The organism is Paraflavitalea sp. (assembly GCF_059502485.1).
Window position 1 is genome coordinate 364,830 of the sequence record NZ_JCACET010000009.1, and the last position, 15,689, is coordinate 380,518.

Annotated in this window: 10 protein-coding genes; 8 read left to right on the plus strand and 2 right to left on the minus strand. The window is 44.5% G+C overall.

What is annotated here, in order from left to right:
• Window positions 1-102: 102 nt before the first annotated feature.
• On the plus strand, window positions 103-945 hold the full coding sequence (locus tag AC5JBY_RS17230) for a hypothetical protein (protein WP_495905866.1): 843 nt from the start codon (window positions 103-105) through the stop codon (window positions 943-945).
• 337 nt (window positions 946-1,282) lie between these two features.
• Window positions 1,283-1,996: a hypothetical protein gene (locus tag AC5JBY_RS17235; RefSeq protein WP_495905867.1), complete on the plus strand. Its 714-nt coding sequence runs from the start codon at window positions 1,283-1,285 to the stop codon at window positions 1,994-1,996.
• Here the strand turns inward: AC5JBY_RS17235 and AC5JBY_RS17240 are convergent.
• Together AC5JBY_RS17240 and AC5JBY_RS17245 are read right to left on the minus strand one after the other, a co-directional pair.
• The gene (locus AC5JBY_RS17240; RefSeq protein WP_495905868.1) at window positions 1,960-5,058 is read right to left on the minus strand and encodes a lantibiotic dehydratase; all 3,099 of its coding nucleotides are present in this window, start codon (window positions 5,056-5,058) and stop codon (window positions 1,960-1,962) included. The two genes, AC5JBY_RS17235 and AC5JBY_RS17240, sit on opposite strands and share 37 nt — an antisense overlap.
• A 30-nt stretch (window positions 5,059-5,088) precedes the next feature.
• Complete coding sequence (locus tag AC5JBY_RS17245; protein WP_495905869.1) at window positions 5,089-5,268, minus strand: hypothetical protein; 180 nt, start codon at window positions 5,266-5,268, stop codon at window positions 5,089-5,091.
• Between the two features lie 256 nt (window positions 5,269-5,524).
• Here AC5JBY_RS17245 and AC5JBY_RS17250 point away from each other — a divergent pair, with 256 nt between their 5' ends.
• From AC5JBY_RS17250 to AC5JBY_RS17275, 6 genes are all read left to right on the plus strand, one after another.
• Window positions 5,525-7,171: a cyclic peptide export ABC transporter gene (locus tag AC5JBY_RS17250; RefSeq protein WP_495905870.1), complete on the plus strand. Its 1,647-nt coding sequence runs from the start codon at window positions 5,525-5,527 to the stop codon at window positions 7,169-7,171.
• A gap of 10 nt (window positions 7,172-7,181) precedes the next feature.
• Complete coding sequence (locus tag AC5JBY_RS17255) at window positions 7,182-7,880, plus strand: thioesterase II family protein (protein WP_495905871.1); 699 nt, start codon at window positions 7,182-7,184, stop codon at window positions 7,878-7,880.
• 67 nt (window positions 7,881-7,947) lie between these two features.
• On the plus strand, window positions 7,948-8,490 hold the full coding sequence (locus tag AC5JBY_RS17260; protein WP_495905872.1) for a 4'-phosphopantetheinyl transferase family protein: 543 nt from the start codon (window positions 7,948-7,950) through the stop codon (window positions 8,488-8,490).
• Window positions 8,487-10,910 carry a penicillin acylase family protein gene (locus tag AC5JBY_RS17265; RefSeq protein WP_495905873.1) on the plus strand — a complete coding sequence of 808 codons (2,424 nt, stop codon included), beginning with the start codon at window positions 8,487-8,489 and terminating at the stop codon, window positions 10,908-10,910. Before AC5JBY_RS17260 ends, AC5JBY_RS17265 begins: the two co-directional genes overlap by 4 nt.
• A 7-nt stretch (window positions 10,911-10,917) precedes the next feature.
• Window positions 10,918-11,310, plus strand: coding sequence for a hypothetical protein (locus AC5JBY_RS17270; protein ID WP_495905874.1), 393 nt, complete (start codon window positions 10,918-10,920; stop codon window positions 11,308-11,310).
• 127 nt (window positions 11,311-11,437) lie between these two features.
• Complete coding sequence (locus tag AC5JBY_RS17275) at window positions 11,438-15,688, plus strand: AMP-binding protein (RefSeq protein ID WP_495905875.1); 4,251 nt, start codon at window positions 11,438-11,440, stop codon at window positions 15,686-15,688.
• The last annotated feature ends 1 nt before the right edge of the window (window position 15,689 follow it).

Sequence of the window (15,689 nt, forward strand, 5' to 3'; positions counted from 1 at the left end):
ATGTAATATAGCGGCAGGCCCGGAATAATTTCCGGGCCTGTTTGTTTTAATTGGCGGTTATTGGAGTACGTTTTATATTGTAGTCCCTAAACTCTCCAACGAATGAAGAAATTTTTCTATCTGCTTCTGTTGATGCCTGTATTTACCATGGCTCAATTCAAGCCTGCCGTACCACGTAAAGAGAAAATAGTAACCGATTCTACCAATTATTATGAAAAGCAATTAAGGGCCCTGCAAAAACAGGCTATGGATTCTCTCTTCAATTCCGAGGATTACCAGGACCTGCTCAATAAATACAAATCGCACGTCCGGAAATCGCATAATTATACCGCCTTTACGCTATATACTGATTTTGTTCATACCGATTACGGCACGTTCAACGAATTGATCACTCAAAAGGGATTTGCACCACTTAATGAAATGTCGCCAAGGTTTGGTCTGGGCATCAGTACTAAACAAAAATGGTTGATGCTGGATTTTTACTTCGCCACTTTCGGGCTCAATGCAAAGGTCAAAAAGGGGGAGGAGACTATCAAGGCTTCGCTCAGTAATGCCTTGCATATCGACCTTGGTGTAGATGTATTAAAATCAAAGGCCGTGAGTCTTTATCCTTATGGAGGGCTTTCCATGCGTATGTCCAATCTTAGTTACCAAAAGCCTGAGATCATCAATCCCAATTATACGGACATCACTGATATTGTGGTTGAAAACCGTACTGTCAACTCCAGCTCGACCAGAGTAGGCTACCAGGCCGGAATTGGCTTCGATGTAGCTATCGGAAATAATAAGGAGCGTAATACTGCAACTTTCTTCTTTGTAAAAGCTGGTGTGAACCGCCCGATCGGCAAGGATAAGTACAAGATCTATGAGGCCGATTACAGGCCCAATATCAAGCAGGGTGTTTGGTGTATTACTGTAGGCGTCAAGTTTGCTACCAGAGATTAACCGGGCGGACATTGTCCGGCACCAGGTCAGGATAGGGGTGTCCATGGCTTTGCAACGGCTTCTCCATGAATGATCTACGTAGGGTAGTCGCTATAAGGTCGCTATAACGTCGCTGAAAGGCCGCTATAACGCCGCTAAAAGGTCGTTGTAAGGTCGCTGAAAGGTCACTACAAGGTCGTGGTAAGGACGTTGAAAATCAGTCGGAAATGCGTCGAGTGGCTGAGGGAGACAGGAAGAAAAAGGGTGATATATCACCGCAACCGGGTGATTTGAAGGATTATACGTATATTTAATTTGATAAACCATTTATCTTATTAAATTACAAAATCCAAACCGTATGCCCAAACTAAAACCTTCCTTATTTAAATTTAAGGGAACGCTTATTGGTGTCACTGTCGTCGACAGTGCTACGTATGGCACTCACACCCGTGCCGCCCGAGGTACCCACACACCTATTTCCATCAATGATGAACTGGTTGCCAGCGGTGAACGCCTTAAAGCCTGCAACAAGCCGGCCAAGTTGATCTTCGACGCCGTTCGTGATGAACACAAGGATGGCTGGTTATGGCCCGACCTGCTGAGCGTATTCCGAAAGCAATTGAAAGAAGATGGCGCATTCAGTTTTAAAGATCTGCTTAAGCATGAATGCCATCGGACGCACAAACTGGACAAATTATTACATGGGCAGTTTACAGTCGATGCCCAGGCTCACGATAGCGTGCTGGATGTGACGATCAACCTGCTTCAACATCCTAAATGGGATAAGAAACTTTACCTGAAGGGTTATCAGCTAAGTGTTACTGCTGTGTATCCTGATCTTGAGCAGAATATTTCTTCAAAAGCTGTTGCTCATACACCGATCATTCTTTTTACAGACAAGCTCGAGCCTTTGCATTTTGAACTTCCTATGCCTGCGCCTGATGTGCCCTGGATATTGTTTATGCGTGTAACGGCCAGCAGCGCCCGGGAAGTCTATAATTTTCCTCAACACAAGGGTATGGCGATCGTGAAGACTCACTTTACCACTGATCGCGCTTTGCGGGAGACATAGAATTTATTCAGAAAACAGTAAATTTTATTTTCCGCATCGACTGAATAATCAGTGATCAGCCGGTTAAGGAACATGTGCGTGTAGCTCAATAAAAGGCTGGCTGATGGCTGTTCATTATTTCCGGGTATGTTTAGCAATTCCTGGTACAGAGTCTCCATCCGGGCCGCATTCTTTTCAATGAGGTCCTGAATGGCCGGCCATTCGTTGTAAGGAAACAAAGCCGATGGTATATTTTCTCCAGACAACAGCGCTGCGACGGCCAGGCTGTTCTCTCTGTAAAACTCATACAATCCGTTTCTGAATGTTTTCTTTGCAGCAGCCGGGCCTTCGTATTCTTTCATCACCTGGGTTGTCAATTCTATGATGTTTTCTTCGCTATACCCAAAGCTTTTAAACATGCGATCAACTACGAGGATAGCTATGCAGGTCAATAACCTGGAGGATTGAGAAGCTCTCATCAACGTTATCAGTTCACAGACTAAATCACTATTGATAGAAAACAATTTTTCGGATAGCTCCATGGTTGCTTCTCCATAGCGTTCCAACTCCCGAACATAGGTGTCGATCTGTACGCCCTGTATAATGTTAAGTTGGGAAAAGGGATGCAAGGCCTGGTACACTTTTTCAATAACTTGTCCAATGTCAGCGGTATTGACCAACTGTAGTCGTAATCTTATATGATCACGCGGATCGGCGTAACGAAGAAAGAACCACTTTTGAATCAGTTGTTTTTGTTCTACTTCTTTTATCAGTGGATGGATACCTATTGTCAGTAACTCGTCTGTCGATTCGGGGACTATATATATTTTAAAGTAAATCCATTCGGAGCCTGGTATGAATTTACGCTGCAAGGTTGTATTCAGCTTTACTTCCAGCGCGGGTGTCTGCGCTTTGGCAGCCTGCTGCTGTTTGAGGAAGGGGATAATAAATTCATTGGAGAATGCACCAGACGGTCCTTTTACGATGTTGTTGTTTCCGGGATTGACATACTCCTGTAACCGGACATATTTTTTCTGCTTCAGTTGTTTCAGCAAAAATTGTTTTCCGAAGTCTGTTGAAAGATCAAGTACCAGGGAGTTATCGCCTTCGATCAGGTGTACCAACGAAGGCATTCGCCAATGCGTTCTGAACTGGTCTATTGCTGCGCTAATCTGTGGGATGGAGAGTTGACCATTGAGCAAGTTGCTTAACTGATCGGCCTGTAATGACCAGGTGGCCGGGCTAAGGACTATATTTTTGTACTCAATGCGGGGAAGGGATGCCTGGCTTTTCAACACGCCCCAATCCCAATATATATCGCCTTGTTTATCCTGGCATTGAAGATCGCCCAGGAAATTATAGACAGGCAGGCCATCTGAAAAATTGTGGGCAGAGGACAGCCGTGGTATGACTTCTTTTTGCCTGCTTTTTGAATACAGTATCAATTTTCCGTTTTTCAATAAAAGGTATAGATCACTAAGGGGTATTTGTTGTTCTGGCGGCAGTGTGGAAAATGCGAGGTAGGGTATCTCATATTTTCTGAAAATGGGTCTGCTCAATATGTTTCCAAACCTTGGCTGGGAAAGATGGACTACTTCTGCATAGATCTTACCGGGATCGTTGCTTTCTTCCTGGAGGCAGAGGGCTGTAATTTTTTCTTCGAGTTCCGCATCTGCGTCCGCAAAGCGACCTAACAGGTTAGCTGCAGATGGGCCTCCTGCATAATGAAAGACGATCTTATGTGCTTCTTCATTTCCGGTTAAGCTAATGATAGAAAAAAGTGAGTCGGGAATCGCTTCGTCGTTGATGGGCAAGTTAGCTTTATCGAGTTCAGTCAATACAACGTGTCCTTCGGGCGAGAACATGGACTCTTTGTATTTTTGAAATTTAAACTCAATGTTTGGATCGTCGTACGGGTTTGGCGTACGATAATAATCGGCGATGGTGGAAGCTTGTTGGTATCCGATACCTATTTGCGGGTCCAATACTTCTGCCAATGGTACAGCTCTGTCTTCGTACCGCTCGTAAAATGCGCGCCTGAATTTCTTTATTCGCAATGCCCCTGCGCAAGTGGGGTTTAAGCGGGCCAGCAGTTCGATGGCATCCCATAGTTCCTGCTGTATAATAGCAGGCAACTTGCATTGTTCGGCAGCCTTGAAGCAATCAACCTGTATCATTCTGTTCTCGCATACTTTCACAGGTTGGCCTGCTAATGTGGTAAAGATATTTTTATACCTTGTTACCTGGTCTTCTGTGCTGTGATCTATATTATCGAGGAAAGGAAAGTTTACTCCTTGCCCTGCAAGCAGATGGGCAATTCTCTGCTGGTAATGTTTACCAGTTACGTTGGCAGTCAATTCGCTTACAAGTACCTGATGCCGGATCAGCTCTTTTATGAAATCGATTGCCTGTTCCTGGTCATGGCCGGCCTGAACGACCAACTGAATCATCTCTCTGAAATGCTTTCCTGCCCGGCAGCTTTCCAACAGCAGCAGCAGTTCTTCTGTGGCTTGTATGCTTTCTATATGATGGCTCCACTTGTTGTTTTTATCTGTTCTGCACTCAGTGTATCTGATTTCTTTTCCAACCTGATATATACTGTTGTTGGAATAATAGCGTAGCTGTTGTTCTACCTGTCCATCCCCGCTCATGTGTCTTGCAACTGCACAAAGGTATTCCATGTCCATTCTTATCTTTCTTGTCACGTCTTTCTCCCTGCCCAACCTGATGTCTACCTGTTCTCCCCATGCGCCAATGGTATAACCAGCAAACAGACCAAAAGGCGTGCTGTTGGTACACATGCGCATAAAGTATTTATAGAGAGTCTCTTCCAGCTTTTTCGTATCAACTTTCCGGCTATCGTTTTCCTGTAACTGCATTATCTGGTCGTATAATTCGGGCGAAGCAAGATAGACGGCCTCTCTGATCAGTGGCTCGGCTTTTAGTTGCTGGAGTAGTAATCCGAGCAGCGGTTTTCCCTGCTGTAGCTGTACTATTATCAATCTTGCAGTTGATAAAGAAAGAAGAGGTGAACGGAGTATAAAAAAAGGGGACAGGTATTTTGAATCGGATAAGGTGTTCATCGTTGCAGGTTTTGTGAGCGCCTGAAAATTTTATGCATTTTCTGCTGCCTGTTGCAGTTGTGGCCGTTTGGCAACCTGCTCATTTCCTGTCTTACTTAATTGGGTATTTTTGGGACTTGCTACCGACTCAAAGAGTCCTTTTGTTTTTCTTCCGGATAGATCGACGATCGTCTTCTTAATAATAACCAGGCTGGTTTTATCTTTTTTCATACTAAAGGTTTTACTGTATAGCAGGCTTATCCGGCTGTAGTGTACTGTAATTAAAGTAAAAAAATCGATGTGTGAAAAAAATATCAGGAAACCGGGTTTACAAGCTTTTGTTTCCGGTAAAATATTACAGGTTGCAGCAGGTTAAAAATGACATATCCGGCGAACTGTCATCAAGAAAATTTTTACTATTAATGATAAAGTCTTTAAATTATGTTCTCAATTGCAACCATAACCTTATCAAACCTACGAGAAAATCTTGCAAGCACTATTCAAGCTGATCACGGGGCTGACGGGAAGAGGAAAGTTTATAAAATATATCTTCCTCAGTGTTTTATCTGGCCTGCTACGATTCCTGGTCGTCAGTTTTGTAGCTATGGTATTAGGCTTGATCGCTGCCGGCAAATACAAATCGGTGAGCCCGGCATATGTGTTCATTTTTTGTTTGACGCTGGTGTTTTTTATCTGGACGCGGTTCGTTGTTTCGGAAACCATAGTGCGGCTGACTCAAAAGCTGCTTTGGGAATTAAGAACGCAGATACTGAACCTTATTGTAAAGGCTGATTATTATCATCTCGCCGATCAAAGGAACAGGATATACTCCACACTTGTACATGACATTACCACTCTTACGCAGGCCTCTCTGAATATCGTCGATTTCTCTGCGTCCCTGATCGTAGCCATCTCCTGCCTTATATACATGTCGGTGATCTCCCTGCAACTTTTTGTGGCTACCATTTTTATTACTCTGGCCGGTATATTGATCTACCGCCGGGGTTATAAAAAGATGAGTAACCTTTTCAGTGAGGGCAGAAATCTCGAGAACAATTTCCTGAAAAACTTCAATTCCATCCTCAACGGGCATAAGGAAATACATATGAACCCCGACAAGGGAAAGGAGATCATCGATCGCAATATATCTGTTGTTGCAGAACAATCCTACAGCAACAACGTGAGCGCTATGACGAGGTTGCTGAACAACCAAATCACCGGTCAGATACTTTTTTATCTGCTCATTGCTGTGATCGTTCTTTATTTCAGTACTGTACTGGATATCAGCAACAGCAATGTGGTAAAATTCGTGTTCGTACTGCTTTACCTGCTCAGTTCGATAGAGACGCTGATGGTTTTCGCTCCTTACCTGGTGCGTGGCCGTATTGCGGTAAGTCAACTGACAGCCTTAAAGGCCTCTCTATCAGGCACACAACTAAAGAAGGTACTGCCAACTGAGTATAGCTCTTTCGACTTTTTGTCTTTTTCGAATTTACGTTTCACTTATACGGGTAAGAAAGATGGCTTTACTATTGGCCCCATCGATTTCAAGGTCAGAAAGGGGGACGTGTGTTTTATTTATGGCGGCAATGGAAGTGGCAAAACGACTTTTATCAATTGTATCATCGGCTTATATGCTCCGACAACTGACAATATATCGTTAAATGGCCACTTTATTGAAAGTACGGCCGGCGTCGATTACAGGGGGTTGTTTGCAGTGGTATTCAGCGACTTCTACTTGTTTGACGAGGTCTTGACTGCGGGCGACATCGACCAACAGAAATGGGACTATTATATCAGGTTATTTGAGCTGGAGGGTAAAGTAGCCCTGGCAGGAAAGCGTTTTTCTACTACTGATCTTTCTACAGGACAGCGAAAACGTTTGGCGCTGATCGTTTTTCTGATGGAGCAGAAACCGCTGTTGGTGCTGGATGAATGGGCCGCTGACCAGGACCCTCATTTCAGGGATAAGTTTTACAGGGTGATCCTTCCGCTGTTGAAGGAAGAAGGTTTTACGATCATTGCGATCACGCATGACGACAAATATTATCATTGCGCCGATAGAATATACCGGATGGAAAATGGCCAGTTAATGTCTGACCAACATCATAAAAGTTCTGTTGTAACCTTTTAATAAAGTACGCATGACCAGGTTATTTATGATCCACTATGCAGGTGGTAACCGTTACTCATTCAATTTCCTTATGCCTTATTTGAAGGGGCTGGACGTAGTATCGCTTGAATTACCAGGAAGGGGAAAACGCATGGACGAGACGTTGCTGATGGACCTTGGGCTGGCAGCAGACGATCTGTTCGATCAAATAATGAAGTATCCAATTTCAGACGATTTCATGATCTATGGCCATAGTCTTGGCGCTTATCTTGGGCTGAAGGTAGCTGGTATGCTCGAACGCAACGGAAGGTTTGCCCGGCAGTTGGTAGTAAGTGGTAATGCCGGGCCGGGTGTACGGGAAAAGAAAATGCTGCATCAGCTGGATGATGAGGATTTCGTAGAAGAATTAAAGAAACTGGGGGGCATGCCAGATGGCGTTCTTCGTGATCCTGAGTTGATGAATATTTTTCTACCGATCCTGAAAAAAGATTTTACACTCGTCGAGGCGGGCGACATCGATAGTATTCCGCCCGTCACGGCTCCTATATACGCTATGATGGGCAGTGAGGAGGAAACTGTTGCTCATATATCCAACTGGCGGCATTATACTTCGGGTTCTTTTTCTTTCAGGGTCTTTCCCGGCAATCACTTTTTTATACATCATTTTCCGGAACAACTGGCCGCCATTATAAAGAATGCTCATGGTCAAAATATTATACTCGGACGTTAGCCTACTGGACGATGTCGGTATATATGCCTACACGGCAACACTGCCTCTTAATTTACAACAGGATGTTATGAAATACCGGAATGCGATAGACAGGAAGCTGGCGCTGTATGCACGGCTGATGCTAAAGGCAAGCCTTGAGGAAGATGGCTGCGGCGGGCTTATTCATGAATGGAAAAGGGACGACAGTAATAAACCGGGAATATGTGGATGGCAGTCTTTCAACATTTCCCACTCCGGCAAGTTTTCGGTGTTTGCGTACGGGGATTCTGTGATGGGTATAGATCTTGAAGAAAAGCAATTATTGGATTATCATGAATTGGAACATATTCTGCACGATAATGAAAAGCAATATGTATTTGAGACCAGCCATGCAATGGATCGCTTTTATGAAATATGGACTAAAAAAGAAGCGCTATTGAAGGCTACAGGCGTGGGGCTTATCAATGAACTGAGTTCTCTCGACTGCACACAGGCATGTGTGTTTTATGCAGACCGGAACTGGTTTTTTTATTCCTTGCCTCTGGTGGAGGGCTATGCTTTTTCAGTTTGCAGCGATACTGCCGATGAAACGATCTCGACAGGTGAATTCGATATAAAGCTTACAAAATGAGTTACAGAAGATCGGGGTTGTTATTTCCTCTTATCGTGTTGATCATACTGGTATTTGGCTTGTCTATTCAGATGAGCAATATTCCACCTCTTGGTCAATTCCTGCATCCCTTCACGGGTGTAGCGCATACGGGGGAGGCGGAGCTTCCAGACAAGAACAGGGTTTTGCAGTTGTCCGGGCTCAAGGACTCAACAAGGATATTTTTCGATAGCCGCCATGTTCCGCATGTCTTTGCCCGCAATGCTGATGACATGTATTTTGCGCAAGGGTATATAACGGCTTCGCTACGGTTGTGGCAAATGGATTTTATGAGTTATGTATCGGCTGGCAGATTATCTGAGATATTCCCTACGGAGGAGTATCTTGTTTACGACCGTCGCCAAAGGAGGAATGGCCTACTCGAGGCCGCTAAAAGATCGCTGCATATTATGGAAAGCCATGCAGAAACGATTGCCGTACTGAATGCTTATACCAATGGGGTAAATGCTTTTATCGAACAGCTCAGGTATAAAGACCTTCCTGTTGAATATAAATTGTTCAATTATACGCCTGAGCCCTGGACGAATTTAAAATCGGTGCTGATCATGAAATATGTAGCCAGCATGCTTACTGGTTACGAGGAAGACTTAAGTAATTCGAGGGCGATGCTGGCTTTAGGCAAGGAAGTTTACAATAAAATCTATCCTGACTTTTACAAGGGTATTTCGCCCATCGTTCCAGACGGTGATACGCTAACCACTGCATCGGTTTTCAATATCGATAAGCCGTCTTATCTCACTAACTGGTTTTTGTCTAAACGCACCATGCTTCCCCAAAGTACTTATAATCCAAGACTGGGCAGTAATAGCTGGGCAGTTTCAGGGGCCAAGACGAAGTCGGGGCATCCTATTTTATGCAATGATCCTCATTTAGGGCTTACGTTGCCCTCTATCTGGCTGGAGATGCAACTTAGTTCGGACAAGCAGGATGTGTATGGTGTTTCGATCCCGGGAACGCCTGCGGTGATCATCGGCTTCAATGAATCTATTGCCTGGGGACTGACTAATGGCATACAGGATGTGAAAGACTGGTACAAGCTTAAGCTTACTGTTGACTACAAGCAGTATCAACTGGATTCGCAGTGGCATGATCTCAAAGTGGTTGTTGAAGAAATAAAGATCAAAGGTCAAAAGAGTTTTTATGATTCGGTGTATTGGAGTGTTCATGGACCGATCGTTTATGACAAAAACTTTATTGATGATCATCTTGACCAGGTGAATTATTCACTCAGCTGGGAGTTGCATAATCCTTCGGACGAATTCCTTGCTTTCATCAAGTTGAACAAGGCTCATGATTATGACGGGTTTAAGCAGGCTATAAAGTATTATTCCTGCCCGGTACAGAATTTCACCTTTGCTTCAAAGACTAATGATATTGCCATTGTTCACCAAGGCAGTATTGCCAGGAAGTGGCCCGGGCAGGGCAGGTTTATTCTCGATGGCACGCTCAGCTCTCATTTGAAGCGGGCTTATATACCCCAGGACAGTCTTCCGCAAAGCCTGAATCCTGGTACGCACTATGTATTTTCGGCGAATCAACATCCTACGGGGCCAGATTATCCTTATTACTACAATGGGTATTTCTTAGATCACCGGGCCAACAGGATCCGTCAATTGCTGGACAGTGCTGTGGGTTTGGATGTTCAGCAAATGCAACTTATGCAACTGGACAACGTAAATTCTTTTGCACAGCAGGCAATGGCTATTCTTCCGGATAGAATTATTGGCGGTAAGCTTAACAAGGAAGGTTATATGGCTTTACAGGGCCTGAAGAATTGGTCGTGCGCTTATGATAGCAGCACTGAACATGCAGAGCTGTTTAACCTATGGTGGAATAATATCACTGATTATACGTGGGACGAGTACAAGCCTCAGGCGTTTTTCTCCACTGCCCCAAAGCAGTTGATCCTGCTGAATATGATTGTGCACGACACGCTTAATGCTTATTTTGATAATGAGCAGACTGTGGCCCGGGAATCGGCGCAGGATATTGTAACCAGCGCTTTCATTGCTGCCTATAATGAATTTAAATCGATGAAAAGCAATGCACCTGTAACATGGGGGCAACTGAATAGGGTTGACATCATGCACTTGAGTTATCTGACTCCTTTCAGCAAAATGAATCTTACCTCTGCTGGTTATCCGGATGCTATCAACGCTGTCTCCAAAACCTGGGGGCCTTCGTGGAGAATGATCGTCGAGTTGGGAGACAGACCCAGGGGCTACGGTGTGTATCCGGGTGGACAATCGGGCATCCCCGGCAGCCAGTATTATGACAATTTTATCACGACGTGGAATAAAGGGTCTTATTATGAATTGACTTTTTTCATGAATCAACGGGAAGCCGAGCAGTCGGCTTCATTTTCCTGGATACTAAAATGAGGTCTTAATGCGTGTATTTATCAATCGTCTGCTATTATACTTTATCGTGATCGCAGTAATCTCACTGGGGTTATGGATATTTCCTTCTCCCTGGTGGCTTTATCTGGTTCCTGTTTTTATTTGTGGAATGGTTTTGAGCTATTGGCAACCTGGTGAATCTTATGCCATGATCGGATTTATCGGCGGCTTTATTACCTGGCTTGTGGTGAACTGGTATTTTGACTGGAGTATAGGTGGAGGTATGTTGAATAAGACAGGCGAGTTGATGGGGCTCTCTGGTGTTTGGGTATTTTTTATCGCAGGCAGTATCGGCGGCGTGACGACGTCACTAAGTTTATACAGTGGTGCAAGGTGTATGTATGACATTCGTCAACGAAATGTTAATAGTTCCATTCGCTGAGGTTGGTGATGATATTATGAGTATAACGTTAACCATGATGCACAGCGTGTGATTAAAAAATTATTAGCAGTGATCGTTTTTATGTTTTTTTCGGTAATTTGTTTTGGCTAAATTATTCGACCAATTGATGTCACAGGGGGAAAACTTGATCCTTGCGTGGATCAATACTATTAAACTTTATCCTGAACGCGTCGCTGTAAGAGACAAAAGTAGATCGATTACCTATTTAAGTCTGTACCAGGAGGCGTATTCACTTTGTTGTTTGCTGACTAAAACAGGCATCACTGTTGGTGATAATGTTGCTTGTCTTACGTCAAAGAATATAGAAAGTATTGTTTGCTTTTGGGGAATATTGCTGGCTGGCGGTGTCCCTGTTTTGCTTGACCAGGATGATGGCGATAAGGTAAATGCGTTAAAGATAAAGGAAGCAGCAGTCAACATCATCTTCCTGGACCGTAACAGGATTATTCAGCCTGATTGGCTGCATGGAAAAACAGTTATCGATCATTTCTCTATTCCTCCACAGAATGCTCCGGCAACTCCTTCGCTGGTTACGTCATTACTTCCTGACATCTGCTATATTCTTTTAACCAGCGGTACAACCGGCAGGCCGAAAGCTGTTCAAATCTCTCATGGAAACGTTCTGCATTATATGGATGCTATGCATGAGCGGATTGGATCGCCTGATCAGCTGATTGCGGCTCATGTTTCTACTTTCAGCGCAGACCTTGGTTTTACCAATATTTTTTTGGCGCTTGCTTCCGGTGGCACTTTACGCATATTTGATAAGGAAGAAGCTTCAGACACCTCTACTTTCATGAGTATCGTAGCAGCGGAAAAGATCAACTTCTTAAAGATCACTGCTTCGCATATCACGGCTTTGTTATCGGCGGCGGAAGGCACCTACACTCAACCTATCGCGCATCTTGTCGTTGGCGGGGAGCGCTTAAGCTGGGATGCTGCCAGACTCATCCGCGATACCGGAATATGTCAACATTTATATAATCATTATGGTCCAACAGAAACAACCATAGGTTCACTGGTCTTCAAGGTGGATACAAGACGTGATGAAACATATGCAGCTTCAGTCCCCATCGGCAGCCCACTGGGGAATACCATTTGCCGGCTGCAACAACTGCCCGACAAGGAAGGGGGCGAGCTCTATATTGGCGGGCCGGGGGTTTGTATCGGTTATTACAAGCATGAAAATGCCAATGAGGAAAGGATCGTAATGCTGGAGGTGGATGGTGAGCTGATGCGTTTTTTCAAGACGGGAGATATTTGCCGCCAACTTGAAGATGGCAATTTTGAATTCTTATATAGAACAGACCGGCAAGTGAAGGTGAGGGGATACCGGATTGAAATAGGTGAAATCGAACTGGCCATCTCTACGCATCCTGAAGTGGAGAATGCATTTGTCAGCAAGGTCGAAAGAAACAGTCATACTTATCTGGAAGCATATGTTAAGCTGAAGCAGAGTAGCTTGCTCACCGTGCATGGGCTAAAAAACTGGCTCGCGGACGAGCTTCCTGCTTACAAAATACCTGCCAGCATTTTTTATTATACTACTGTTCCTTATACAGCCAATGGCAAGGTAGATATTCAAGTGTTGAAGGAGTGGGCTGCTCAAAAGGAAGTAGTCACAGAAGAACAATTTGCACCTAACACCTGGCCATACCAGGTATGGCAATCCTGGAAAGCTGTGCTGGGCGTGAATAATGTATCGGCTACGGACAATTTTTTTGAAACGGGCGGCGATTCTTTACTGGCGATCCAACTGATCGGCCGGCTCCAACGATACGGTTACCAGGTCCACATCAGGGATATCAATAAATATCCGGTGTTCCATGATTTTGTGGCGGTTGCTCCTGTATATGACCAACAGGATAATAGAAATGTTCCCAAAGATATTACGGCCAATGTATTGACATTGTCTCAGCAAATGTTTCTGGACCAGGAAAAATTCAATGGTGACAAGTATTGTCAAACTGTTTTACTGGAATCATCGGGGGCCTTGCAACCGAGGGCAATGACGCTTGCCATCAACAATTTACTAAAAGCACATAAAACTCTTTTACGTCACTTTCAGCCTTTGGTGAAAGGAAGACCGCAACAGGAGTCGCTATGGGAGGGATTGAGTGTTTCGGTACTTGACCATAATGAATCCGCCGCTCTTCAGATACAAAAAATGGTGGCCGGGTTATTAGGCAATATGTCTATCCGGAAAGGAAAATTGTTCATGGCACATTTATTCATGGGGCCGCAAGGGCAGGACTTTCTTTTTCTTGCCTGTCATCATCTGCTGGTAGATGCGGTGACATGGAATATTATCATCGAAGAGATCATCGATTATTATGATCTGGCGGTGAAGGGTCTTCCTCTACGTCCGGTTGCAGAGCATTCATTTGACGGGCTTCTTAATTTAGCTGGCAAGAGATTACAAGATGATGCTACTACGCTTCACCCAATAATAGATCGCGAAACGACAGGCATGGCTGCCAGCCATGGGGATGGGATAAGGGTGATTTCGCTTGTGCTACCTGCAACTGTCATTGATGCTTTAAATCGGGCCGAGGATCAATTTCAAGCGCCTCTTCCGGGATTATTGCTGTACGGGCTGAGCAATGCCGTGCTGGATGAGTTTGCTCTGGCAGATTTAAGTGTGGATGTTGAATTTCATGGCAGACCCTATGGGGAAGGGCTTCCAGACTTAAGCAGATCGGCCGGATGGTGGTCGATCACGATGCCAGTACACCTGAACAGGCGTTTATTGACTCCCGGGTATTGTCATGATCAAATTTATACGGTTTCGCTCAGGGCCAATTCGATCAATGCTTCTCCCGAGCGCACTGTTTCTTTACCGCTCCGACGTGCCGATATCCGATTCAATCATCTGGGACACTTCCCAGGAAACTATCAAAATGAATCGATCTCTCTACAGCCTTCCTATTTTGCAGCGGGGGCTACACGAAGCAGTGAAGCGCTGCAGGAATACCCTCTAAACTTTACGTCGAGATTCATTGCTACTACTTTAGTCATCGACATTCAGTATGTTGAACGTTATTTCACTGCAGCCCAAATAAAGAGGATAACCGGCAAGATGCTGGCAACGCTGGATCATTACACTGATGCCGGCATTGCACTGCACGCATCGATCAATCATTATTCAACGGAAACAACGATCCCATCGGTCGGTCAGCCCTTGTATAATGTCAGGGGGTTGCAACTACCTTCAGTGAAGGACAAGTTATATGTATTGTTAACGGGCGCCACCGGTTTCCTTGGTATACATCTGTTGAAGGAATTGTTGACGCACTCATCTGTTCACGTCTACTGTATCGTTCGGGGGAAACACGACGAAGCAGCAAACGACCGCCTTCTGCATGTATTCCATCATCACTTTGGCCATGAGCATGTCAATTTTAGCGATAGAGTGCACGTATTTTCAGGCGACCTGACCGTGCGAAAATTTGGGCTTACAGATGCTCAATATGATGAACTGGCTCAACAAACCGACCTGATACTGCATGCAGCTGCCGACATTAACCTTGTGAAGGGTTATACAGAATTATTCGATATCAACGTCGGATCAACTTTGCAGTGTATTGAACTGGCCAAGACTGCAAAACAGAAAGAACTACACTATATATCTACGCTTGCAGTGAGTGGTTATTCGCCGCAGAACAGGGCAGTGGTATTTTCGGAAGATGATCTCAATTATGGCCAGGCATTCAACTCTGACTATGAAATGACCAAATTCGAGTCGGAGCAGCAATTAAGGAACTTTTTCGCCATCGGAGGCCGGGGCAAGATCTACAGGGTTGGTCATATTGCTGCCGATTCGATCCATGGAAGGTTCCAAGCTAACATTGAATCCAATAGAATATTTCAGATCATCAAAGGCATGTTGTTATTGAAACAATGTCCAAAAGTTTATGATGAGGAGATCGCTTTTTCGCATGTAGACATTGTGAGTAAGGGGATTTGCAGCGCCGCTCTTTTTCCCAATCTTACTAATCTTTCATGCCTGCATATAGAAAATTCTACCCGTTTACCATTCAGTTCTATTACGGGGTTGCTCCAAAAGATAGGATATGTGGTAAAGGCTGTGGAACTGGATATTTTTTGGGAGGCCGCTGCACATTTTGAAGGAACACCGGAAGAAAAAAACCTGGTTGAGCTGTATCAGACCTGGATCCAAAGGCATCTGGCTTTCCCTAAGCATATTACTTATCGTAATGGACAGACTATCGATGCGCTGGCAAGCGCCGGGCTTTATTTCCCGGAGTTTACTCCGGCCTGGTTCTGTGCCATGATCGATGATGGCATTAAGGTGGGCTTTTTTCCGGCGCCTGAACAGTTGATGAGTTTGATCTAAA

What these genes read in the sequence shown, in the direction of transcription:
- AC5JBY_RS17235 (WP_495905867.1), top strand. Translation starts at nt 1,283, where the DNA reads ATGCCCAAACTAAAACCTTCCTTATTTAAATTTAAGGGAACGCTTATT.
- AC5JBY_RS17275 (WP_495905875.1), top strand. Translation starts at nt 11,438, where the DNA reads ATGTCACAGGGGGAAAACTTGATCCTTGCGTGGATCAATACTATTAAA.
- AC5JBY_RS17265 (WP_495905873.1), top strand. Translation starts at nt 8,487, where the DNA reads ATGAGTTACAGAAGATCGGGGTTGTTATTTCCTCTTATCGTGTTGATC.
- AC5JBY_RS17260 (WP_495905872.1), top strand. Translation starts at nt 7,948, where the DNA reads ATGAAATACCGGAATGCGATAGACAGGAAGCTGGCGCTGTATGCACGG.
- AC5JBY_RS17245 (WP_495905869.1), bottom strand. Translation starts at nt 5,268, where the DNA reads ATGAAAAAAGATAAAACCAGCCTGGTTATTATTAAGAAGACGATCGTC.
- AC5JBY_RS17240 (WP_495905868.1), bottom strand. Translation starts at nt 5,058, where the DNA reads ATGAACACCTTATCCGATTCAAAATACCTGTCCCCTTTTTTTATACTC.
- AC5JBY_RS17270 (WP_495905874.1), top strand. Translation starts at nt 10,918, where the DNA reads ATGCGTGTATTTATCAATCGTCTGCTATTATACTTTATCGTGATCGCA.
- AC5JBY_RS17255 (WP_495905871.1), top strand. Translation starts at nt 7,182, where the DNA reads ATGACCAGGTTATTTATGATCCACTATGCAGGTGGTAACCGTTACTCA.
- AC5JBY_RS17230 (WP_495905866.1), top strand. Translation starts at nt 103, where the DNA reads ATGAAGAAATTTTTCTATCTGCTTCTGTTGATGCCTGTATTTACCATG.